We start from the raw sequence: 21,933 nt of genomic DNA on the forward strand, positions 1-21,933 counted from the left end.
GCCGTCATTCCCGAAACTAGCGCCCGTGACCGGCCATCGCAATGGCCGCTTCCGCCGTAAGGGCGGGTTATCAACCGGCTTCCGCTCAAGCGGCGGCCGGTTGTTCCTCCGCGGAAGCTTCCTTCAGCTGGATCTGGCCGGAATTGGCCAGCCGGATCGCTTCCTGCGCGACGGCGCGGCGTGCGATTGCCACTTCGCGGGTGTTGATCGAGGCCTGCGGCACCGCAAGGTCCGATTCGATCATGCGGCGCTGGCGCGGGCTGATGCTGGAGAGCACGCATTCCTTGATTTCCATCGTGGCGCCGCGCAGCGCCATCGTCAGAACATCGGCCGAGACATCGTTGAGCAGCAGGACACGGCTGCGCTGCGGCATGAACATGAGGTCGTCGAAGAGGAAGATCTTTGGCTTGACCTTGTTTGCGGCTTCCTTGCTGAGCGTCTCGAGCGAGCTGAGCAAGGTATCGACCTGCGGCTTGTCCAGTTCGTTCATCAGATCGGCAACCTTCGTGGAACCGCCGGCATTACGCTCGGCCTCGATTTCGTTGATGAGGTTGACCACACGCTTCTCGATGATCTGGGCAGCCGTCGGGCTGACTTCCTTCATATTGACGGTACGGTTCATGATATCGGCGCGCTGCTCTTCCGGAATGGTCAGGAGAACCTTAGCGCCGAAGGAAGAAGGCAGCATGGAGAGGATATAGGCGATGGTTTGCGGATGTTCGCGCAGCAGGAACTTGCCGACGAATTCCGGCTCGGCTTCCTGCAGGCGGTCCCAGATCGACGCTTCATAGGCCTGGAAGGCCGCGCGACGGCCAAGAAGGCTGTCCACCTCTTCAGGGGTGAGGCCTTCTTCGAGAATGCTTTCGATTGCCTTGGCATTGTCCATCAGACCCGTTCCTTCGGTGAACAGGTCCTCGAACTCGGCGACTATCTGGGCAAGTTCATCGGGAGGAATGACGCGCAGGGTCTGGGCCGAGGAAATGATCATCTGCAATTCGTGCTGCGTGAAAAATTTCAGCAGCTTGCCGGCGACGCCCTTGCCCATGGCAAGAAGCACCGCGGCCGCCTTGTCGGCCTGAGACAACGGTTTCCCTGCCAGGGGGTTACCGAAATCCTCGAAGTCCATCATGGTCTTTCCTCTCCGTCCCCACAGGGATCAGGCTTTCTTCGTACTCAGTACTTCAATCAATTTTACGCCGAAGCGCGTATCGTCGTCTTCCAGAACCGTTATTTCACCGCGCGCAATACGGCGGCCATTCACCATGATCTCGACCGGCTCGCCGATCTTGCGATCAAGCGCGATCGTTGCGCCCTCTTCAAGGCTCATCAGCCCCGAAACGAGCATTCTGCTGGTGCCAAGCACGATCTGGACATCGATCGGGATGTCCATGATCATTTCCATGTTTTCGGACAATCCGCTGCCAAGCGGGGCCTTAACGCCCGCAACCTGCGGGGCGGCGGCAAAATCATCCATCCCAAAATCGGCCGTTCCGCCACCGAAAGCGGAAAGGTCGGTATCCGTCGAGACCTCGTCCGTGCTGCCGAAATCGCCGAAGTCGCCGAAATCGGAGAGCGAACCTTCCGCATCCGTCTTGAGGACGCCACGCAGATCGCCGATAGCCTGGTCGAGGTCGCCGCCGTCTTCAAACGACGGCAACGCCGCATCATCGGTCACAGGTGTTTTCTTCGTAGCCATGCGCTGATTATTCCCTTTGAAACTTGCGTCAGCCTGCCCAGAACCCGAAAAGGCCAGGCAGGATTTAACCCATCAAATGTCGTAAGATCTCGTCGTCCGTGCTGACATTGTTCTTCACCCGAACCATGTACCGGTCGCCGGACTTGCCGAATTCGCAATTGTAGAGCTTGGAACCGTTGGCGCTGACCTCGACGCCGATATCGTCCTGCTTCAGAGCCTGGAACGGGATGACATCACCGGCCACCAGCTTGGAAATCGTCCTGAGCGTCAGTGTTTCAAGCTTGATGCGCGCCTCGAGCGTGACCTGCGACCGCTTCACCTGCTCCGAGATCATCTCCATCCATTCCTCCTGCTTCTTCAGCGCCTGGGCTGAAGCCTTGGGGGCAACGATGGAGGTCTTGAGCAGGGGGCGCTGCGGCACGATCAGCGAGAATTCCGAGGATACCTTGCCGATAACGATCTTCATGCGGATGGTCACGCCGTAAAGGCCGGCGATCATCTCGTCGAAGGCGCTCTTTCCGTTGGAATTGAAGGGCGGCTCAATGGTCGCTTCAAAACCGCCCGGCGCGTTGACACCGGAGCGCAGGACGCCAGCGATGCGGCCAAGAACCATGGCCGCGAGGTCGAGCTCGATATGGGACAGGCTGCGCTCGTCCGGTTCGCCGATCATGTCCGGCGACGCGCCCAGCATGCGCTCCATGAGCGCGATGACGAAGCCGTTGCCGACCGTCATCATGAAATTGGGGCACCAGTTGCGCAGGGAACAATCGGCAACCGCGACGTTGCGCCCGACATTGGCGATCAGGTCGGTCATCAGTCCCGATTCGGAGCCGACATATTCGACGTCGATGGCGATGCCGGTCTCGCTGTGGAAGATATCAGGCAGGAATTCGCTGTAGAGATGGCCGATATCGGAACCGATCTTGGCGATCGTCTTGCGGTCGGACAACCCACCCGTCAATTTTGCGAGAAGGGCGGTGTCGATGGCGGGTGCTTGTTGTGCTGCAGCTTTTGCCATCGTCATGCCGCCTTGTTTTCGCCGCCGGGGTTCATCATCTCCTGTTCGACGGCGTCAATCGACGGCCGCTCGTAGTTGGAGATGGTCTTGCGGCCGTATTCGAGCGCGACCTGCGGCACCGAGCCGTTCATGTAGGCGATCAGCGTCTGCTTGACGATGATGTACAGGCGGTGCTGCTTGGTGCGGACGATCTTGACCTGGGACGCCAGCGGGTTGCAGATCGAATAGGACAGGATGATGCCGAGCATGGTGCCGACGAGTGCGGCGCCGATCAGGCCGCCCAGCACTTCCGGCGATTCGTTGATCTTGCCCATGGCCTTGATGACGCCGAGAACCGCCGCGACGATACCGATGGCGGGGAAAGAATCGCCCATGGTGGTGATCGCGTGATAGGGTTTCAGCTTGTCGTTCAGGATGGTCTCGATTTCCTCATCCATCAGCGCCTCGATTTCGTGGCTGCGGGCGTTGCCGATGATGATGAGGCGGACATAGTCACAGATGAACGAGGTCAGTTCCTTGTTTTTCAGAACCGAGGGCGCGCTCTGGAAGATCGAGGATTCTTCCGGATTGTCGATATGGGCCTCGATCTCGTTGCGCGATTTCGTGCGCAGATCGCGCATCAGCGAATAAAGCACGCCGAGCACGTCGAGATAGTTTCGCTCCTTCGGGACCGAATGCTTGAAGGCCTCGCCGAGCGCCTTGCCCGAGTCCTTCACGACCTTCATGGGGTTCGCCATGATGAAGCCGCCGAGACCGGCGCCGCCGATGATCATCAATTCGAACGGCTGAACCAGCACGTCCAGATGACCGCCCATCGCCATATAGCCGCCGATGATGCAGCCGAAGGTGATTATAAGTCCAATTACAATATTCATTGATCGACCACGCCCGAACAGTGTTCCATGCCCCCATGTCTAAAAAATGTGGCTTGCGTGAACCTGTCCGCAAAGCCTCTCCAGCGCTGCCGCCTCCAGCCAGTTTCGCACAAGCAAGCCACGGCACTATGCCGGCAAAGGCGGACGTGCGCCTTGAGATCGGGATCAAACGAGAGCGGCGGTTCAGTGACTTCCACCTACACCAGCTACAGACTGATCAGTCAGGATATCGGCAAATCGCTTGAGCGTGTGTCGGAGCAGCCCGACGTGGCGCGCGAGACCGAATATTACCGCGCGAAGATCGGCGATGTGAAATCCATCGACGACTTCATGGCCGATACGCGCCTTTACAATTACGCGCTGAAGGCCCACGGGCTCGAGGATATGGCCTATGCGAAGGCCTTCATCCGCAAGGTGCTGACGGAAGGCACCTCGGACAAGGACGCCTTCGCCAACAAGCTCTCCGACAGCCGTTATGCGGATTTTGCGAAGTCGCTGGATTTTGCCGGCCTGGGGGCCGCGGCGACCTCCACCGAGGCCGCCAAATCGGGCGTCATCGGCAAATACACCCGCCAGACGCTGGAACAGGAAGCGGGCGACGACAATAACGGCGTCCGGCTTGCCCTTTATTTCGAACGCAAGGCGTCAACCATTACATCCGGCCTCGACTTTCTGGCGGACGATGCGCTCGCGCAGGTGTTTCGCACGGCCTACAACCTTCCCGACGAGTTTGCCGCCGCCGATGTCGACAAACAGGCGGCGCTCATCGAAAAAACCATCGATATCAAGGATCTGCAGGATCCCGAAAAGGTCGGCAAGCTGCTCGAGCGTTTCACCATCATGTGGGAAATGCAAAACCCCTCGACGACCTATGATCCTCTTGCCGTTTTCGGCTCCTCCAGCGGCTACGGCATTTCCCCGGACCTGCTGATCTCCATCAACTCCCTGAAACTCGGAGGCAAATGATATGCAATCCGGACTATACGTCGCCCTGTCCTCGCAGATCGCGCTTGAGCGCCGTCTCACCACCATTTCCGACAATATGGCGAATGTGAACACGGTCGGCTTCCGCGGCTCCGAAGTGAAATTCGACGAAATGGTCGCCAAGAACCACAATGACATGAATGCCAAGGTGGCTTTCGTTTCGCAGGGCAACGACTATCTTTCCACCCGTCAGGGCGCTTTCGAGCAGACCGGCAACTCCTTCGATTTCGCCATTAAGGGCGACGCCTGGTTTTCGCTGGATACGCCCGATGGCCAGATTCTGACCCGCGACGGCCGCTTCACCATGCGTCCGGACGGCGCGCTCATCTCCTCCAACGGTTATCCCGTTCTCGATGCCGGCGGCGGCCCGATCCAGCTCAACCCGAATGGCGGCCCGATCACTGTCGGTCTCGATGGCGCCATCCGGCAGAACGAAAACATCGTCGCCACCCTCGGCATCTTCCAGGCGGATTTCTCGCAAGGGTTCCTGCGTCATCCCAATAGCGGCGTGAAGCCGGTAGCCCAGCCGGTTCCGGTGGTCAACAATCATGAAGTGGGCGTCGTTCAGGGTTATCTCGAACAGTCGAACGTCAATGGCATTTCCCAGATGACCCAGCTCATCCAGGTCAACCGCGCCTTTGAAAGCATCTCCTCGCTGATGCGCGATACCGAATCGACCTTCGGCGAAGGCATCAAGACGCTTGGCGGCGCGCGTTGAGGAACTGAGTAATGACAATGCCGGAATCCATGCTCTCGGCTGACGCCATTTCACCGAAGCTCGCACAGCTGGCCAGCCTTGCCGGGCATTATGCCGATCCTGAGTTCTCGGTGGCGCATGGCGGCCATGTCCGCACCATCGCCGCCGGGCACTATACGGTTTCCGGCCTGTCACGGCATGTGCGGCTCGGAGAATTCGTCGCCCATCGCAGCGCGACCGGCATTCATCTCGGCGAAGTCGTGCGCGTGGAGCCGGACATCTGCTATGTCTGCCCCATCGAGCCCGGCGAGCCGATCGGCATTCACGACACCGTCATCCGCAAGGGCGCCTTCCGCGTCTCGCCCGACGACAGCTGGTGCGGACGCACCATCAATGCGCTCGGCGAACCCATCGACGGCCAGGGGCCGCTGGCCTCCGGCATCGAGCGCCGTTCGATTTCCAACAATGCGCCACCCTCGATGACGCGCAAAAGGGTGGAAACGCCTTTCAAGACCGGTGTGCGGGCAATCGATATCTTCTCGCCGCTTTGCCTCGGCCAGCGCCTCGGCATTTTCGCCGGTTCCGGTGTGGGCAAATCCACGCTGCTGTCGATGCTCGCCAAGGCAGACGCCTTCGACAAGGTGGTGATTGCTCTTGTCGGCGAACGCGGCCGTGAAGTGCGCGAATTCATCGAAGACACGATGGGCGAGAATATGAGCAAGTCCATCGCCGTCGTTGCGACAAGCGATGAAAGCCCGATGCTGCGCAAGATGGCGCCGCTTTCCGCCGTCACCATCGCCGAACATTTTCGCGATCAGGGCGACAATGTCCTCTTGATCATCGACAGCGTGACGCGCTTTGCCCATGCCATCCGCGAAGTGGCGGTCGCTTCGGGCGAGCCGCCGGTGGCGCGCGGCTATCCGGCCTCGGTCTTCACCGAACTGCCGCGCCTTCTGGAGCGGGCGGGACCGGGCGCGGAAGGCACCGGCACCATCACCGCCATCGTCTCCATTCTGGTGGATGGCGACAATCACAACGACCCGATTGCCGATTCGACGCGCGGTATTCTCGATGGCCATATCGTGCTTGACCGCAGCCTTGCCGAAGAAGGCCGTTACCCGCCAATCAATCCGCTCGCCTCGATCTCGCGTCTCGCCAAGAAGGCCTGGACACCGGATCAGGAAAAGCTGGTGTCGCGCCTCAAGGCGCTGGTGCATCGCTTCGAGGAAACGCGCGATCTTCGCCTCATCGGCGGTTATCGGCCCGGCACCGATCCTGATCTCGACATGGCGGTGAAGCAGGTTCCGATCATCTACGAAACGTTGAAGCAGCTGCCGAACGAACCGGCGGCGCAGGATGCCTATGCTGATCTGGCGACCGCCTTGCGGAGCGGCGCGCAGAACGGTCAGCCGCAGGTAACTCCCAGAGCGAGAGGCTGACCCGTGAAGAAAAAACGGACCAACGATAGCCATGATGAAGACGTGCTGCCCAAGCCCGCTTTCTTCACGCCCGACCGTATTCTCGCATGGACAGGCATTACGCTTGCTGCCGCAGCAGCCTTCTTTCCCTGGTACGTTTTCTTCAACGAAGAAAAGTTCGGCATGAAAGTGGCGGGCGGCGACCGCACCCGCGATCTGCCACATACCGGCCCGCGGGAAGTCTTCAGCGTTTCGCCGATGGCCATGACCAATCGCAACAAGGAAGACACCCCGCCGCCGGCGGAGTTGCCCGACATGCTGACGACGGCGACCGTGAACGCAGGCGGCAAGGAAAAGCAGAACAATCTGGCAGCCGGAATCGAGGACCAACCGTTCCCCGGCCAGACCTCCTTCCGTCTGCTGCATGTTTCCAACGGGCGCGCCCTGATCGAGGACGGTTCGGGCATGTATATGGTGAGGGTCGGTTCGACCCTGCCGGACAATGCGTTGCTGACGAAGATCGAACAGCGCAACGGCGAATGGCTGATAGAGACGTCTTTCGGCAAGACCTATCGTCCTGAAAAATAAAAGATTTTTCTCTGGTTCAAAAGGCGCGCCGCATCTGCCGGCGCGCCTTTTTTGTTTTTGGCAGGCCGCATCCATATCGGCGTCTTGCGCCGTTCCACGCCTTCTCCCCTCTCCGCAAGTCTGACGCAAGATTAGCCCCGTAGGTTCGGGCCATACGAGATGGAGAAGTCTATGCAACCGATTCAACTGTTCGATCTGGCATCCCGCCAAGCGGAATGGCTGAGCGTGCGGCAGGAAGTCGTGGCGACCAACATCGCCAACGCCAACACACCCAAGTTCCGCGCCAAGGATGTCAGCCCTTTCGAAGCGGTCATGCAGGCCACCAGCCAGCAGGTCGGCATGGTGAGGACCAACCCTGCCCACTTCGGCGAGAGCACACTCAGCGACAATATCGCGGTGCGCGACAACCCGGTCAATAACGAGATCGGCATGCAGGAATCGGGCAATTCGGTCGCGCTTGCGGAAGAAATGACCAAGACCGGCGAGATCAAGCGGCAGTACGAGCTGAACGCCAATCTCGTCAAATCCTTCCATCGCATGATGCTGATGACGGTTAAGAGGTAAGCCATGGATCCCTTGAGTGCGGCGAGCAAGATTGCCGGCAGCGGCCTGGAAGTGCAGTCCACGCGACTGCGCATCGTCTCCGAAAACATCGCCAACGCCCGATCGACCGGCGACACCCCCGGCGCCGACCCCTATCGCCGCAAGACCATCACTTTCGGTTCCGAGCTGGACCGCGTCAGCGGCGTGGAACGCGTGACGGTGAAAAAGCTCGGCGTCGACCGTGGCGATTTCGTCAACGAGTACGATCCCGGCAACCCGGCCGCCGACAGCAATGGCATGGTGAAGATGCCGAACGTCAATATCCTGATCGAAATGGCGGACATGCGCGAAGCAAACCGCAGCTACGACGCCAATCTTCAGGTCATCCGCCAGACACGCGACCTCGTCGCCTCCACAATCGACCTTCTGAAGGCATCGCAATGATCGACGGTATCAAGCAAGTCAGTTCCCTTTCGCTCACCCGCGGCGCAAGCGGCATTTCCTCACTGACGGAAAGCGTGTTCGGCAGCGAGCAGACGACGCCCGCCCAGCAGACGGGCGCAAGCTTCGCCAGCGTTCTCGGCAATATCTCGGTGGATGCGATGAACAATCTGAAGAAGGCGGAAGTCGCTTCCTTCGAAGGCATTCAGGGCAAGGCGAATACGCGTGAAGTGGTCGACGCCATGCTTTCGGCCGAACAGTCGCTGCAAACCGCCATCGCGCTCCGAGACAAGATCGTGTCGGCCTATCTCGACATTACCAAGATGCAGATCTAGCCCAGCAGGAATATTGACATGAGAGCTCTTGCCATCGCTGCCACCGGTATGGACGCCCAGCAGACCAATCTGGAAGTCATCGCCAACAACATCGCCAATATCAACACCACCGGTTACAAGCGCGCGCGTGCGGAGTTCACCGATCTTCTTTACCAGACCGAGCGCATGCAGGGCGTGCCGAACCGCGCCAACCAGGCGATCGTGCCCGAAGGCGCCAATATCGGCCTCGGCGTGCAGACCTCGGCCGTGCGCAACATCCACACCCAGGGCAACCTGATCGAGACCGGCAACAAGCTGGACGTGGCGATCATCGGCCAGGGCTGGTTCCAGATCGAGGCGGCGGACGGTTCGACGCTCTACAGCCGCGCCGGCGCCTTCAACAAGAATGCCGATGGCAATCTGGTGACGATCGATGGCTATAACGTCATTCCGAATATCAATATCCCGACCGATGCGCAGGACATCACCGTTACCCGCACGGGCCAGGTGACCGCCCGTATCGGCAATGCCACGGAATTCACCGAACTCGGCCAGCTCACCATCGCCAACTTTGCCAACGAAGCCGGCCTGAAGCCGCTCGGCGACAACCTCTTCGCCCAGACGCCGGCCTCCGGCGACGCGGTGATCGGCGTGCCTGACGATCCGAGCTACGGCTACATTAAGCAGTCCTATCTCGAAGGCTCGAACGTCGACGCCGTCAAGGAAATCACCGACCTCATCACGGCGCAGCGCGCCTACGAGATGAATTCCAAGGTCATCACCACCGCTGACGAAATGGCTTCGATTGTCAGCAAGAACCTGAAGTAAGAACGGAAAGGCAGGCGAACATGAGGTTTGGCCGGAAACATAGCAGCAGCAGAACGGCGCTCGTCCGTATATGCCTTGCGTCTGCCTTTTCACTGGGCGCCCTGACGCCCGCTCTTGCCCAGGCGCCGATGGCGCTGGTTCCCACCCGCACGATCTATCCGGGCGAGACGATCACGCCCGAACAGGTAAAGCCGGTGGAAGTGACCAATCCCAATATTTCCTCGGGTTATGCGAGCGATATCAGCGAAGTGGAAGGCATGATCTCCAAGCAGACCCTGCTTCCCGGACGCACGATCCCCGTTGCCGCCCTGCGCGAACCCTCGCTTGTGGTGCGCGGCACCAGCGTCAAACTCTTCTTCACCATCGGCAACATGACGCTGATGGCTTCGGGAACGCCGATGACCGACGGCTCGCTCGGCGAAATCGTGCGGGTGCGCAACATCGATTCCGGCGTCATCGTCAACGGCACGGTCATGAAGGACGGAACCATTCAGGTGATGGCGAAATGAGAGTGCTTCGTATTCTGGCCGCGGCCATTCTGTTTTCGGCCCAGCCCTTCCTTTCCGTTCCGGCAGCCCACGCGGATACATCCCGCATCAAGGATATCGCATCGCTGCAGGCGGGGCGTGACAACCAGCTGATCGGTTACGGTCTCGTGGTCGGCCTGCAGGGCACGGGCGACAGCCTGCGCTCCTCGCCGTTTACCGAGCAATCCATGCGCGCGATGCTGCAGAATCTCGGCATCACCACGCAGGGCGGCCAGTCGAACGCCAAGAACATCGCCGCCGTGATGGTGACGACCAATCTGCCGCCCTTCGCCAGCCCCGGCAGCCGTGTCGACGTGACGGTCAGCTCGCTGGGCGACGCCTCGTCGCTGCGCGGCGGCACGCTCATCATGACCTCCCTTTCCGGCGCGGACGGCCAGATTTACGCGGTCGCCCAGGGTGCGCTGATCGTCAACGGCTTTTCGGCACAGGGGGATGCCGCGACGCTGACGCAGGGCGTCACCACCTCCGCCCGCGTGCCAAACGGCGCGATCATCGAGCGGGAACTGCCGTCCAAGTTCAAGGATTCGGTCAATCTGGTCCTTCAATTGCGCAATCCCGATTTTTCGACAGCGGTGCGCGTCGCGGATGTCGTCAACGCGTTTGCGCGCGCCCGTTATGGCGATCCCATCGCCGAGCCGCGCGATTCGCAGGAAATCGCGGTGCAGAAGCCCCGTGTCGCGGATCTGACCCGGCTGATGGCGGAAATCGAAAACCTGACCGTGGAAACGGATACGCCGGCCAAGGTCGTCATCAACGAGCGCACCGGCACGATCGTCATCGGCGCGGATGTGCGCATCTCCCGCGTCGCCGTCAGCTACGGAACGCTGACCGTGCAGGTAACGGAAACGCCGCAGGTCATCCAGCCGGCGCCCTTCTCACGCGGCCAGACGGCCGTTCAGCCGCAGACGGATATCATGGCATTGCAGGAAGGCAGCAAGGTTGCCATCGTCGAAGGGCCTGACCTTCGCACGCTGGTTGCCGGTCTCAACAGCATCGGGCTCAAGGCGGACGGTATCATCGCCATTCTGCAAGGCATCAAATCCGCCGGCGCCCTTCAGGCGGAGCTTGTGCTGCAATGATGGAAACTCGGAAGAACAACTCTTTCCCGAACGGCCTTGTCCGCTTCGCGGCCGTCGCCTCGCTGCTTTTCCTGCTTCCCGCTGCTGGCGCGGAAAGCCAGCAGAACGTGGTTTCGGAACTCAGCACGCAGGATGAAATCCAGAAATTCTGCACCAACATCGCCGATGCGGCCCGCGACCAGCGCTATCTGCTGCAAAAGCAGGAGTTGGAAAAGCTGCAGTCCGACGTCAATGAGCGCATTGCCGTGCTGGAAGACCGCAAGGCGGAATATGAGGACTGGCTGGCCCGCCGCGAACATTTCCTCAATCAGGCGAAAAGCAATCTCGTCGATATCTACAAGACGATGAAGGCCGATGCCGCCGCGCCGCAGCTCGAAAAGATGCATGTGGAAATAGCGGCCGCCATCATCATGCAGCTGCCCCCGCGCCAGTCGGGCCTCATCCTCAGCGAGATGGATGCGCAGAAGGCCGCCGTCGTCGCCGGCATCATGTCGCAGGCAACCGATAAAAACACTTCGAAGGATCCTTCATGAGCACGCGTCGTCTTCCGGCCCTCCTCCTGCCGCTCGCCTTGCTTGCCGGCTGCCAGAACAACCAGACCCTGAAGGAAATCGGCAACGCACCCGCGATGAGCCCGATCGGCAGCGGCCTGCAATTCAGCCAGACGCCGCAGATGGGCATGTATCCGAAGCAGCCGAAGCACATGGCGAGCGGCTATTCGCTGTGGAGCGACAGCCAGGGCGCCCTGTTCAAGGATCTGCGCGCGCTCAACATCGGCGACATCCTGACCGTCAACATCCAGATCAACGACAAGGCCGACTTCGACAACGAGACCGAGCGCAACCGCACCAATTCCAGTGGGCTGAACTGGAAGGCCAAAGCTCAGATTCTGGGATGGACGCCGGATGCGGATTCCAGCATCAATTACGGTTCCGACACCGACACCCAGGCAAAGGGCAAGACCAAGCGTTCTGAAAAGCTGACGCTGCTGGTGGCCGCCGTGGTGACCGGCATTCTGGAAAACGGCAACCTCATCATCAGCGGTTCGCAGGAAGTGCGCGTGAACCACGAAATCCGCATCCTCAATGTCGGCGGTATCGTCAGGCCGCAGGATGTGGATGCGCAGAACATGATCTCCTACGAGCGCATCGCCGAAGCGCGCATCTCCTATGGCGGTCGCGGACGTCTGACGGAAGTGCAGCAGCCCCCGGTCGGGCAACAGGTCGTCGACCTGTTCTCGCCGCTCTGACCTCGGCACACGGGAACGGGACTGACCCATGGAAAACGAACAGGCTGAGGGCAAGAAAAAATCCTCCCCTCTGGTCATGACCATCGCAGGCGTTGCGATCCTCACCCTGCTCGGCGCGGGCGGCGGCTGGCTGGTGGGCGGCATGATCGCGCCGAAGATCGCCGGCGCGGAGGCGCATGCCCCGGCTGCCGCCGGCGGACACGGCGAGAAAAAGGAAGAGGGCATCGAGAAAATCTCGGCCGAGGCCAACGGCATCGTCCAGCTCGATCCCATTACCACCAACCTCGCCTATCCCTCGACGAACTGGGTGCGGCTGGAAGTGGCGCTGATGTTCAAGGGGCCGGTCGAGGTGGGTCTCGCGGAAGAAATACACCAGGACATCATGGCCTATGTCCGTACCGTTTCCCTTCAGCAGCTGGAAGGGCCGCGCGGCTTTCAATATCTTAAGGATGACATTCAGGAACGAGTTGACCTGCGCTCTCAAGGGCGCGTATCCAAGGTCATGTTCCGGACCTTTGTCATCGAATGATTCGATTTCTTGTAACCATCGCCGTCCTCCTTGCCTTGCCGGGTCTTGCCAGTGCCCAGCAATTCCCGTCCGATCTGTTCAACACGCAGATAGACGGCTCCGTCGCGGCATGGATCATCCGCACCTTCGGCCTGCTGACGGTTCTCTCGGTCGCGCCGGGCATCCTGATCATGGTCACGAGCTTTCCGCGCTTCGTGATCGCCTTTTCGATCCTCAGATCCGGCATGGGACTGGCTTCGACCCCGTCCAACATGATCCTGCTGTCGATGGCGATGTTCATGACCTTCTACGTCATGTCGCCCACCTTCGACAAAGCCTGGACCGACGGCGTGCAACCGCTTCTGCAGAACCAGATCAACGAACAGCAGGCCGTGCAGCGCATCGCCGAGCCCTTCCGCACCTTCATGAACGCCAATACGCGTGACAAGGATCTGAAGCTTTTCGTGGACATCGCCCGCGAGCGCGGCCAGGAAGTGATGACCGACAATGTCGTCGATTACCGTGTGCTGGTTCCGGCCTTCATGCTGTCGGAAATCCGGCGCGGTTTCGAGATCGGTTTTCTCATCATCCTGCCGTTTCTGGTCATCGATCTGATCGTCGCAACCATCACCATGGCAATGGGTATGATGATGCTGCCGCCGACCTCGATTTCGCTGCCGTTCAAGATCCTGTTCTTCGTGCTGATCGACGGCTGGAACCTGCTGGTCGGCAGTCTCGTCAGATCGTTCAACTGACGGCCTCTGTGCCTGATTGACACCCGTTAACCCTGTTTTTTAACCCCGCGTGCCCAGCTACGCGGGTTTTGCGCGTTTTTACGTTTTGGTTACCAGTTTTTATGGCGACTTGGTAACTATATTTTTCAATAAAAAAATTACCATTTAACTAAATCAAAAAGTAACTATAAGTATTTTCCAATATTTCTTGGCGCTCAAATTAATAATTGGGCAATTTTTCGCTGCGAGTTTCTTTCTACACGCAGCGGGTTTGGTTTCTGAAACTAAGCATTTCCGAACCGAGTGGCATGAAGCCGAAACGTTGCGACCGGTAATACCAAACCCGGTATGTCCCCACTCCAGTATCTCGTAAAAACAAGGGACACATTTATTATGGCAAGCATTCTCACCAACACCAACGCAATGGCCGCTCTCTCGACCCTGCGTTCCATCGCTTCCGACCTGTCGACCACGCAGGACCGCATTTCTTCCGGCCTGAAGGTTGGTTCGGCTTCGGACAACGCTGCTTACTGGTCGATCGCGACCACCATGCGTTCGGACAACAAGGCTCTCGGTGCAGTATCTGACGCACTGGGCATGGGCGCTGCCAAGGTTGACACCGCATCTGCCGGTATGGACGCCGCCATCAAGGTTGTCACCGACATCAAGGCAAAGGTCGTTGCCGCCAAGGAACAGGGCGTTGACAAGGCCAAGGTTCAGGAAGAAGTCACGCAGCTGCTCGACCAGCTGAAGTCGATCGGCACGAGCGCGTCTTTCAACGGTGAAAACTGGCTCGTTTCCAGCGCCAACGCCACCAAGACGGTTGTTTCCGGCTTCGTTCGTGACGCCAGCGGCAACGTCAGTGTCAAGACGACGGACTACGCTCTCGACGCCAACTCCATGCTTTACACGGAAGCTACGCCCGGCACGATCGACGCCAACTCCGGCATCCTGAACGCCACCGGTGCGACGACGACTGTCGGCGCCAAGACCTACACCCAGATCTCCGTTCTCGACATGAACGTCACCACCGACGATCTCGACAACGCCCTCTACTCCGTTGAAACCGCTCTGACGAAGATGACCAGCGCCGGCGCCAAGCTCGGTTCGCTGTCTGCACGTATCGACCTGCAGACCGACTTCGCCGACAAGCTGTCCGACACCATCGAAAAGGGTGTTGGCCGCCTCGTCGACGCCGACATGAACGAAGAGTCCACCAAGCTGAAGGCTCTGCAGACGCAGCAGCAGCTGGCAATTCAGGCTCTGTCGATCGCCAACAGCGACTCGCAGAACATCCTGTCGCTCTTCCGCTAAGAGCTGAGCTTCTCATAGCCCTTCGGGGCTGGGGGACCCATTTTCTTCCCACATGCATTCGGGGGCTGACCAAATGCATATCCGGGCAGAAAGCATAAAGGTTCGATAGGCTGAATCGAACCGAATGCACCAGACAGGCCGCATCCCGAATAAGGATGCGGCCTTATCTTTTTTTTAAATATTTCGGGATACGCGCGCGCACGCGCGAGAGTTGTAATTTTGAATTTTCATAATGCTGATTTTCTTTTCCCGCTTATCAATTCATTAACCAAACTGGCGTTACCTAAGCTCATCGAAACGGCGAGCTAACGTTAAAAATCAGCCAGTTAGCAGGCATGATGCTGTGCGCCGTTCCCGGTGAAACCGGAATGTCCCTTCTTTAATCAGCCATTCAAGGGGCACACTACTATGACGAGCATTATTACCAATGTCGCAGCAATGTCTGCGCTCCAGACTCTGCGCACCATCGGCCAGAACATGGAATCCACCCAGGCACGCGTTTCCTCCGGCCTCCGCGTTGGCGAAGCTGCTGACAATGCTGCCTACTGGTCGATCGCGACCACCATGCGCTCCGACAACATGGCGCTTTCCTCGGTTTCCGACGCTCTCGGCCTCGGCGCCGCCAAGGTAGACACCGCTTCTGCCGGTATGGAATCGGCAATCGAAGTCGTTAAGGAAATCAAGGCAAAGCTGGTCACGGCAACTGAAGAAGGCGTCGACCGCACCAAGGTTCAGGAAGAAATCGATCAGCTGCAGAACCAGCTCGTATCGATCGCACAGGGCGCATCCTTCTACGGCGAAAACTGGCTCGTAGGCACTTCGACCCTCGGCGCTGCCACGCCCGGCACGGACCCGGACAAGTCGGTCGTTGCTGGCTTCGTTCGCTCCACCGGCGGTGCCGTTAACGTCACGACCACGAAATACGCCCTCGACAACACCGCAACCGGCAACACTCTTTTCGGTTCGGTTGACGCCACGGGCGCCCCTGACACGAGCGGTATTCTCGGCACGACCGGAACGTTCACGACCGTCGCCGCCCAGTCCGTCTACACACTGGACATCACCCAGTATGCAGCCGCAGACCGCGCCACCAACATGGCCGAAGCACTGACGCTGGTTGAAAACTCCCTGAAGGCAATGACGAGCGCCGCAGCCAAGCTCGGCTCGCTCTCCATGCGTATCGGCCTGCAGGAAGACTTTGCTTCCAAGCTGTCCGACTCCATCGACAAGGGCATCGGCCGCCTCGTGGACGCTGACATGAACGAAGAGTCCACCCGCCTCAAGGCCCTGCAGACCCAGCAGCAGCTCGGCGTTCAGGCTCTCTCGATCGCCAACAGCAACTCCGAAAGCATCCTGTCGCTCTTCCGTTAATCGAAGACCGAAAGCGAAAAAATCAACCGCGCCGAAAGGCGCGGTTTTTGTTTGTGCAATTGACTGCAAAATTTAGAAATTTCTTGATTAAGACTTCATTAACCAAATCACCGCTAAATCAGGCCATCGAAACGACTCGTTAACCAAGACGAAAAAGAGGTTAACAGGCATCACGCCGCGTTGTCGTTTCCGGCGATCCCGGAATGTCCCTTCCCATTTAGCCAGCTCAGAGGGGCAATTATGACAAGTATTCTGACAAACACCGCCGCCATGTCGGCGCTTCAGACACTGCGTGCGATCAGCGGCCAGCTCGAAGAGACGCAATCCAGAGTTTCTTCCGGGCTGCGCGTTAAAACGGCTTCCGACAACGCCGCTTACTGGTCGATCGCGACCACCATGCGTTCGGACAACATGGCCCTTTCCGCGGTTCAGGATGCACTGGGACTGGGTGCTGCGAAGATCGATGTCGCTTATTCCGCAATGGAAAGCGCCGTCGAAGTCGTGAAAGAAATCAAATCGAAAATCGTCGCGGCAACTGAAGAGGGCGTCGACAAGACGAAGATCCAGGAAGAAATCGACCAGCTGAAAAAGCAGCTGGAATCGATTGCGCAGGGCGCATCTTTCAGCGGCGAAAACTGGTTGCTGGGCACCGGCGCAAAGACCGTCGTTTCCGGCTTTGTCCGTGACGGCAGCGGTTCCGTCAACGTTACGAAAACCGATTATACCCTTGTTGACACGACGACCGCGACGGAAACACCCAATGTGATTTTTGGCCTGACCGGCACGCCCGCAACGCTCGATACCACAAAAGGCATCATCGGAGAGGCCGGCGTAGCCTCGGGCATTTCCGTATGGGACATCGATCTCAAGCTTTTCGATAGCGCAACGCCGCCGACCTACACCATCGGCAATCTTCTCACCGATGTCGAAACCGCGTTTCAGTCGCTCAGCAGCGCATCTTCCGCCCTCGGCTCCATCAAGATGCGCATCGGTCTGCAGGAAGATTTCATCTCCAAGCTTACCGACTCCATCGACAGTGGCATCGGTCGCCTGGTGGATGCGGACATGAACGAAGAATCAACACGCCTCAAGGCATTGCAGACACAGCAGCAGCTGGGCATCCAGTCGCTTTCCATCGCCAATACCAGTTCCGAAAATATCCTGTCGCTATTCCGTCAGTAAGCGGCGCCCGATGGCTACGGGCGGTTTCGTCCCGCTCTGGCAGCAACAGAATATTCGGATATGGAAACCGCGCTTCGCAAGGGGCGCGGTTTTCCATTTGCCGCGAAATGCGTGGCGCGCGCATGCATCAACCGCTGCAGGCGACCGGTTCAACAACCGCGTAAACATTTGAAACTTTGGAGAGAAATGGTGCTGCTAGAGAGATTTGAACTCTCGGCCTCTCCCTTACCAAGGGAGTGCTCTACCCCTGAGCTATAGCAGCATCCGGTGCCGAAGCGTTTGCTTCAGCATCAAGCGTGGCGGCCTATTGCCATAGGTTTTTGACGAGCGCAAGTCGCAAAACGATATTCTTCATCAAGCGAGGCAAAAAAGCGTGCCCCCTGTTGAAAAATACATTTTTCAGATATTGCTGAATCTATGAACGAACATCATGACAAACAGGCAAAGGCAGCGGTTTCCGCCGGCTCTTCCGCGCAAGCATCCGCCCCGGTGGCCGATGGCAAGCCGCAGGCGGGGCCAGGCGAAAAGGCGCGACAGCGCGAGGCGGAACGCAAGGCGCGGGCGGCCAAGAAGCTTCGTGAAAATCTTTTGAAGCGCAAACAGCAGGTTCGCGCGCGCCGTGCCGGCGAAGAGGACGAGACGATTGGCCTGCCTGCCGCAAAAACGGACGAATCATCCTCATAGAGAATTCACCAAGCATAAATTGAAACGCCGCGGAAATTCGTCTAAGGACGCGCCTTTCCGCAAGGCACGATAAAGAAAGGCGGGCACAACAGGCCCGTAGGGACGCATGGATCGCATCAGAATTACGGGTGGCAACAAGCTAAACGGCATCATTCCCATCTCCGGCGCCAAAAACGCCGCCTTGCCGTTGATGATCGCATCGCTTCTGACCAGCGACACGCTGACGCTCGAAAACGTGCCGCATCTGGCGGACGTGGAGCAGCTCATCCGCATTCTCGGCAATCATGGCGTCGATATTTCCGTCAATGGCCGCCGCGAAAGCCAGGGCGAAGCCTATTCCCGCACCGTGCACTTCACCTGCCGCACCATTGTCGATACCACCGCCCCTTACGAGCTGGTCTCCAAGATGCGCGCAAGCTTCTGGGTCATCGGCCCGCTTCTGGCGCGTGAGGGCCGCGCCCGCGTTTCCCTGCCCGGCGGCTGCGCCATCGGCACGCGCCCGGTCGACCTGTTCATCGAGGGCCTCGAAGCGCTCGGCGCAACGATGGAGATCGATGGCGGCTACATCAACGCCACGGCACCCAAGGGCGGCCTGATCGGTGCGGTTTACACCTTCCCGAAGGTTTCCGTCGGCGCGACACATGTGATGCTGATGGCCGCAAGCCTTGCCCGCGGCACCACCGTCATCCACAACGCAGCCCGCGAGCCTGAAGTGGTGGACCTGGCGCAATGCCTGATCGCCATGGGCGCGAAGATCGAAGGCGCCGGCACCTCCACCATCACCATCGAAGGCGTGACCTCTCTCTCCGGCGCGCGCCACCGCGTTCTGCCGGATCGTATCGAGACCGGCACCTATGCCATGGCAGTGGCAATGACCGGCGGTGATGTGGTGCTGGAAGGCACGCGCGCAGCGCTGCTCGACAACGCGCTCGACACGCTCAGACTTGCGGGCGCCACGATCAGTGAGACGGAAACCGGCCTTCGCGTCGTGCGCAACGGCAATGGCATCCAGCCGGTCGATATCGTCACCGAGCCCTTCCCCGGCTTCCCCACCGACCTGCAGGCGCAGTTCATGGCGCTGATGACCCGTTCGCAGGGTGTTTCGCATATCACCGAAACCATCTTTGAAAACCGCTTCATGCATGTGCAGGAACTCGCCCGTCTCGGTGCGAAGATTTCGCTTTCCGGCCAGATGGCCCGCATCGAGGGCGTCTCCCGCCTGAAGGGCGCGCCTGTCATGGCGACCGATCTGCGCGCTTCCGTATCGCTGGTCATTGCCGGCCTCGTGGCGGAAGGCGAGACCATGGTTTCGCGCGTCTACCACCTCGATCGCGGCTTCGAACGCCTTGAGGAAAAGCTCACCCGCTGCGGTGCGCTGGTCGAACGCGTCAGCGATTGATCCTGTCTTCGCCGCTCATCCGTTTTCTACCGTTGCAGAGTGAGCCCGGACTGCCTATTTCCAATGTAAGTCATGGAAATAGCGGTCCGCACCGCAAAAGAAGGAAGAAAAAGATGAGCGGCCTGAAATTGCTCGCGCTGGATACTGAAGATCTCTCCGTCATCTCGACGCATATGCAGGACAGTGTCTTCAAGCTGAAGGATGTTGCCTTCGAGCCGAAGCACGGCCAGTTCACGCTTTCCGCCAACCGTTTCGTCTGGGAAAGCACTGACAAAAAAAACCTGCCGCCGGAACGCTGCCGCAGCGTCGTTTTCCTGAAACGTGTCTCCGCCGTCCGCTCGCACGGCATCAACCGTGCCGACGGGGAACAGGTGCTGTCGCTTCTCGCCATCCGCTTCGTGCAGAACGGCGAAGGACCTGATGGAGCCGTGGAATTGACGCTTTCGGGCGGCGGCGCCATCGCGCTCGATGTCGAATGCATCGAGGCGCAATTGACCGATGTGAGCGGCGCCTGGGAAACGGCTGCCAAACCGCATCATCCAGACAGCGAATAAGCACACCGCACCATTGCAACGGTTGCCTTTCGTCACCGTTTCGATTTATGCCACATACCAGAGCCGCAATTTTTCTGCGGAAGTTCGTGCACCTCGCGGGATCGCCCGCGGGGACAATGAAAGGGTAATGGCGTGGCAATCTGGCTGGAGCAGGCGTCGGCGGATTTCGAACAGAAATTCGCGGCCTTCCTGACAACCAAGAGAGAAGTTTCCGAAGACGTCAACGCAACCGTTCGCGACATCATCAACGATGTCCGCCATCGCGGCGATGCGGCCCTTGCCCATTATTCCCAGAAATTCGACGGCATCGATTTCACCAAGGTCTCGATGCGTGTCACGACGGACGAGATCGATGCGGCCTTCGCCGCCGTCGACAAGAGCGTCATCGAGGCGCTTGAACTCGCCGCCCGGCGTATCGAAAAACACCATGCACGGCAGATGCCAAAGGATGATATTTACGAGGACGATATCGGCGTGGGCCTCGGCTCGCGCTGGACCGCCATCGAGGCCGTGGGCCTTTATGTGCCCGGCGGCACGGCCAGCTATCCAAGCTCGGTGCTGATGAATGCCGTTCCTGCCAGAGTTGCCGGTGTGGAGCGCATCGTCATGGTCGTTCCGGCCAATGGCGGCGCGGTCAATCCGGCGGTGCTGGCTGCAGCGCGTATTGCGGGCGTCGAGGAAATCTATCGCATCGGCGGCGCGCAGGCCGTCGCAGCCCTTGCCTATGGCACGGAAACCATCGCGCCGGTCGCCAAGATCGTCGGCCCCGGCAATGCCTATGTGGCGGCCGCAAAGCGCCAGGTTTTCGGCACCGTCGGTATCGACATGATCGCCGGTCCCTCCGAAGTGCTGGTTATTGCCGACAGGGACAATGATCCCGACTGGCTTGCCGCCGATCTTCTGGCGCAGGCGGAGCATGATCGCGGCGCGCAATCCATCCTCATCACCGACAATGCCGAACTCGGCAAGGCTGTTGAAGCCGCTGTCGAGCGGCAGCTGAAGCGCCTGTCGCGCTCCGAGACGGCGGCGGCAAGCTGGGCCGATTTCGGCGCGGTCATTCTGGTCGAAAAGCTCACCGACGCCATTCCGCTCGCCAACCGCATCGCTGCCGAGCATCTGGAACTCGCCGTCGATGACCCGGATGCCCTGATGGGGCATATCCGCAATGCGGGCGCGATCTTCGTCGGACGCCATACGCCGGAAGTGATCGGCGATTATGTCGGCGGCTCCAACCACGTGCTGCCGACAGCGCGGTCGGCGCGCTTCTCGTCTGGCCTCTCGGTGCTGGATTTCGTCAAGCGCACCTCGATCCTGCGGCTTGGACCGGAGCAGCTGCGACAGCTTGCGCCCGCGGCCATCACCCTTGCCCGGTCTGAGGGACTGGACGCGCATGCGCGTTCCGTCTCCATTCGCCTCAATCCGGAAAGTTAAGCGATGGCTTCAGGCGATTTCCGGCTCTGCGACGTGGTACTGGACGACAGCATCGGCCGGTCCACGCCCGACGTGGAGCATGAACGCGCCGTCGCCATTTTCGACCTGATCGAAGAAAACAGCTTCGAACCCTTCGGCCATGATGGCGGCCCCTATCGGCTGCATATATCGCTGGTCGACGCCAAGCTGGTTTTTTCAATCCGCACCGAAGACGAGAAGGATGTCGCGACCCACATTCTGTCGCTGACGCCGTTCCGCCGCATCATCAAGGATTATTTTCTGATCTGCGAAAGCTATTACGAAGCGATCCGCTCCTCTACGCCGAGCCAGATCGAGGCGATCGACATGGGCCGGCGCGGCATTCACAATGATGGCTCGCAGACGCTGATGGACCGGCTTTCGGGCAAGATCAGGATCGATTTCGACACGGCGCGCCGCCTCTTCACCCTTGTCTGCGTGCTTTATTGGCGGGGTTAGA

26 protein-coding genes and 1 tRNA gene are annotated in these 21,933 nt (G+C 59.4%); 22 read left to right on the forward strand and 5 right to left on the reverse strand.

Annotated features, from left to right (window positions below):
- Window positions 1-85: 85 nt before the first annotated feature.
- The 4 genes from fliG to motA all read right to left on the reverse strand — a co-directional run bounded on the left by fliG (window position 86) and on the right by motA (window position 3,589).
- Window positions 86-1,129, reverse strand: coding sequence for a flagellar motor switch protein FliG (gene fliG / locus BTE54_RS01765; protein ID WP_020811423.1), 1,044 nt, complete (start codon window positions 1,127-1,129; stop codon window positions 86-88).
- A gap of 27 nt (window positions 1,130-1,156) precedes the next feature.
- The gene (gene fliN, locus BTE54_RS01770) at window positions 1,157-1,696 is read right to left on the reverse strand and encodes a flagellar motor switch protein FliN (protein WP_065654454.1); all 540 of its coding nucleotides are present in this window, start codon (window positions 1,694-1,696) and stop codon (window positions 1,157-1,159) included.
- Window positions 1,697-1,760: 64 nt separating this feature from the next.
- The gene (locus BTE54_RS01775) at window positions 1,761-2,720 is read right to left on the reverse strand and encodes a FliM/FliN family flagellar motor switch protein (RefSeq protein WP_065654455.1); all 960 of its coding nucleotides are present in this window, start codon (window positions 2,718-2,720) and stop codon (window positions 1,761-1,763) included.
- Window positions 2,717-3,589: a flagellar motor stator protein MotA gene (gene motA / locus BTE54_RS01780; protein WP_020010426.1), complete on the reverse strand. Its 873-nt coding sequence runs from the start codon at window positions 3,587-3,589 to the stop codon at window positions 2,717-2,719. Before motA ends, BTE54_RS01775 begins: the two co-directional genes overlap by 4 nt.
- Before the next feature lie 186 nt (window positions 3,590-3,775).
- Between motA and BTE54_RS01785 the strand changes: the two genes are divergently transcribed.
- The 17 genes from BTE54_RS01785 to BTE54_RS01865 all read left to right on the forward strand — a co-directional run bounded on the left by BTE54_RS01785 (window position 3,776) and on the right by BTE54_RS01865 (window position 17,387).
- Complete coding sequence (locus BTE54_RS01785) at window positions 3,776-4,555, forward strand: DUF1217 domain-containing protein (RefSeq protein WP_035263933.1); 780 nt, start codon at window positions 3,776-3,778, stop codon at window positions 4,553-4,555.
- A gap of 1 nt (window position 4,556) precedes the next feature.
- A complete protein-coding gene (flgF, locus tag BTE54_RS01790) occupies window positions 4,557-5,291 on the forward strand; it encodes a flagellar basal-body rod protein FlgF (RefSeq protein WP_065654457.1) in 735 nt (244 codons plus the stop codon).
- A gap of 11 nt (window positions 5,292-5,302) precedes the next feature.
- A complete protein-coding gene (gene fliI, locus BTE54_RS01795; protein ID WP_078051257.1) occupies window positions 5,303-6,709 on the forward strand; it encodes a flagellar protein export ATPase FliI in 1,407 nt (468 codons plus the stop codon).
- A gap of 3 nt (window positions 6,710-6,712) precedes the next feature.
- Window positions 6,713-7,276, forward strand: coding sequence for a hypothetical protein (locus BTE54_RS01800; RefSeq protein WP_143240687.1), 564 nt, complete (start codon window positions 6,713-6,715; stop codon window positions 7,274-7,276).
- A gap of 171 nt (window positions 7,277-7,447) precedes the next feature.
- The gene (gene flgB, locus BTE54_RS01805) at window positions 7,448-7,840 is read left to right on the forward strand and encodes a flagellar basal body rod protein FlgB (RefSeq protein ID WP_078051258.1); all 393 of its coding nucleotides are present in this window, start codon (window positions 7,448-7,450) and stop codon (window positions 7,838-7,840) included.
- A gap of 3 nt (window positions 7,841-7,843) precedes the next feature.
- Window positions 7,844-8,263, forward strand: coding sequence for a flagellar basal body rod protein FlgC (flgC, locus tag BTE54_RS01810; RefSeq protein ID WP_004432501.1), 420 nt, complete (start codon window positions 7,844-7,846; stop codon window positions 8,261-8,263).
- A complete protein-coding gene (locus BTE54_RS01815; RefSeq protein WP_020811276.1) occupies window positions 8,260-8,595 on the forward strand; it encodes a flagellar hook-basal body complex protein FliE in 336 nt (111 codons plus the stop codon). Before flgC ends, BTE54_RS01815 begins: the two co-directional genes overlap by 4 nt.
- An 18-nt stretch (window positions 8,596-8,613) precedes the next feature.
- A complete protein-coding gene (gene flgG, locus BTE54_RS01820; RefSeq protein ID WP_004432499.1) occupies window positions 8,614-9,402 on the forward strand; it encodes a flagellar basal-body rod protein FlgG in 789 nt (262 codons plus the stop codon).
- A 20-nt stretch (window positions 9,403-9,422) separates the two neighbouring features.
- Complete coding sequence (gene flgA / locus BTE54_RS01825) at window positions 9,423-9,911, forward strand: flagellar basal body P-ring formation chaperone FlgA (protein WP_078051259.1); 489 nt, start codon at window positions 9,423-9,425, stop codon at window positions 9,909-9,911.
- Window positions 9,908-11,029 (forward strand): flagellar basal body P-ring protein FlgI, encoded by a 1,122-nt coding sequence (locus BTE54_RS01830; protein ID WP_078051260.1) that lies wholly within the window; start codon window positions 9,908-9,910, stop codon window positions 11,027-11,029. The genes flgA and BTE54_RS01830 overlap by 4 nt, the downstream gene beginning before the upstream one ends.
- Entirely contained in the window at window positions 11,026-11,562 is a 537-nt protein-coding gene (locus BTE54_RS01835) for a MotE family protein (RefSeq protein ID WP_078051261.1), read from the forward strand. Before BTE54_RS01830 ends, BTE54_RS01835 begins: the two co-directional genes overlap by 4 nt.
- The gene (gene flgH / locus BTE54_RS01840) at window positions 11,559-12,278 is read left to right on the forward strand and encodes a flagellar basal body L-ring protein FlgH (protein ID WP_078051262.1); all 720 of its coding nucleotides are present in this window, start codon (window positions 11,559-11,561) and stop codon (window positions 12,276-12,278) included. The genes BTE54_RS01835 and flgH overlap by 4 nt, the downstream gene beginning before the upstream one ends.
- Window positions 12,279-12,306: 28 nt before the next feature.
- Window positions 12,307-12,807, forward strand: a complete 501-nt coding sequence (locus BTE54_RS01845; protein WP_065654462.1) for a flagellar basal body-associated FliL family protein — start codon at window positions 12,307-12,309, stop codon at window positions 12,805-12,807.
- On the forward strand, window positions 12,804-13,541 hold the full coding sequence (gene fliP / locus BTE54_RS01850; protein ID WP_059760555.1) for a flagellar type III secretion system pore protein FliP: 738 nt from the start codon (window positions 12,804-12,806) through the stop codon (window positions 13,539-13,541). The genes BTE54_RS01845 and fliP overlap by 4 nt, the downstream gene beginning before the upstream one ends.
- Window positions 13,542-13,913: 372 nt before the next feature.
- Window positions 13,914-14,834: a flagellin gene (locus BTE54_RS01855; protein ID WP_065654464.1), complete on the forward strand. Its 921-nt coding sequence runs from the start codon at window positions 13,914-13,916 to the stop codon at window positions 14,832-14,834.
- Between the two features lie 408 nt (window positions 14,835-15,242).
- The gene (locus tag BTE54_RS01860; RefSeq protein ID WP_078051263.1) at window positions 15,243-16,205 is read left to right on the forward strand and encodes a flagellin; all 963 of its coding nucleotides are present in this window, start codon (window positions 15,243-15,245) and stop codon (window positions 16,203-16,205) included.
- Window positions 16,206-16,445: 240 nt separating this feature from the next.
- The gene (locus tag BTE54_RS01865; protein ID WP_065654466.1) at window positions 16,446-17,387 is read left to right on the forward strand and encodes a flagellin; all 942 of its coding nucleotides are present in this window, start codon (window positions 16,446-16,448) and stop codon (window positions 17,385-17,387) included.
- Window positions 17,388-17,574: 187 nt separating this feature from the next.
- On the opposite strand, the gene BTE54_RS01870 is transcribed toward BTE54_RS01865, so the two are convergent.
- A tRNA-Thr gene (locus BTE54_RS01870) sits at window positions 17,575-17,649 on the reverse strand.
- A gap of 227 nt (window positions 17,650-17,876) precedes the next feature.
- Between BTE54_RS01870 and BTE54_RS01875 the strand changes: the two genes are divergently transcribed.
- The 5 genes from BTE54_RS01875 to BTE54_RS01895 all read left to right on the forward strand — a co-directional run bounded on the left by BTE54_RS01875 (window position 17,877) and on the right by BTE54_RS01895 (window position 21,932).
- The gene (locus BTE54_RS01875; protein ID WP_316965206.1) at window positions 17,877-18,071 is read left to right on the forward strand and encodes a hypothetical protein; all 195 of its coding nucleotides are present in this window, start codon (window positions 17,877-17,879) and stop codon (window positions 18,069-18,071) included.
- Window positions 18,072-18,177: 106 nt separating this feature from the next.
- Window positions 18,178-19,470, forward strand: coding sequence for a UDP-N-acetylglucosamine 1-carboxyvinyltransferase (murA, locus tag BTE54_RS01880; protein ID WP_004432483.1), 1,293 nt, complete (start codon window positions 18,178-18,180; stop codon window positions 19,468-19,470).
- Window positions 19,471-19,583: 113 nt separating this feature from the next.
- The gene (locus BTE54_RS01885; RefSeq protein ID WP_078051265.1) at window positions 19,584-20,024 is read left to right on the forward strand and encodes a DUF2948 family protein; all 441 of its coding nucleotides are present in this window, start codon (window positions 19,584-19,586) and stop codon (window positions 20,022-20,024) included.
- A 132-nt stretch (window positions 20,025-20,156) separates the two neighbouring features.
- On the forward strand, window positions 20,157-21,455 hold the full coding sequence (gene hisD / locus BTE54_RS01890) for a histidinol dehydrogenase (RefSeq protein ID WP_078051266.1): 1,299 nt from the start codon (window positions 20,157-20,159) through the stop codon (window positions 21,453-21,455).
- Window positions 21,456-21,458: 3 nt separating this feature from the next.
- Window positions 21,459-21,932, forward strand: a complete 474-nt coding sequence (locus BTE54_RS01895; RefSeq protein ID WP_004432477.1) for a UPF0262 family protein — start codon at window positions 21,459-21,461, stop codon at window positions 21,930-21,932.
- Window position 21,933: the final 1 nt, after the last annotated feature.

Origin of the sequence: Agrobacterium sp. YIC 4121 (genome assembly GCF_002008205.1) — a bacterium.
Lineage (GTDB): Bacteria > Pseudomonadota > Alphaproteobacteria > Rhizobiales > Rhizobiaceae > Agrobacterium > Agrobacterium leguminum.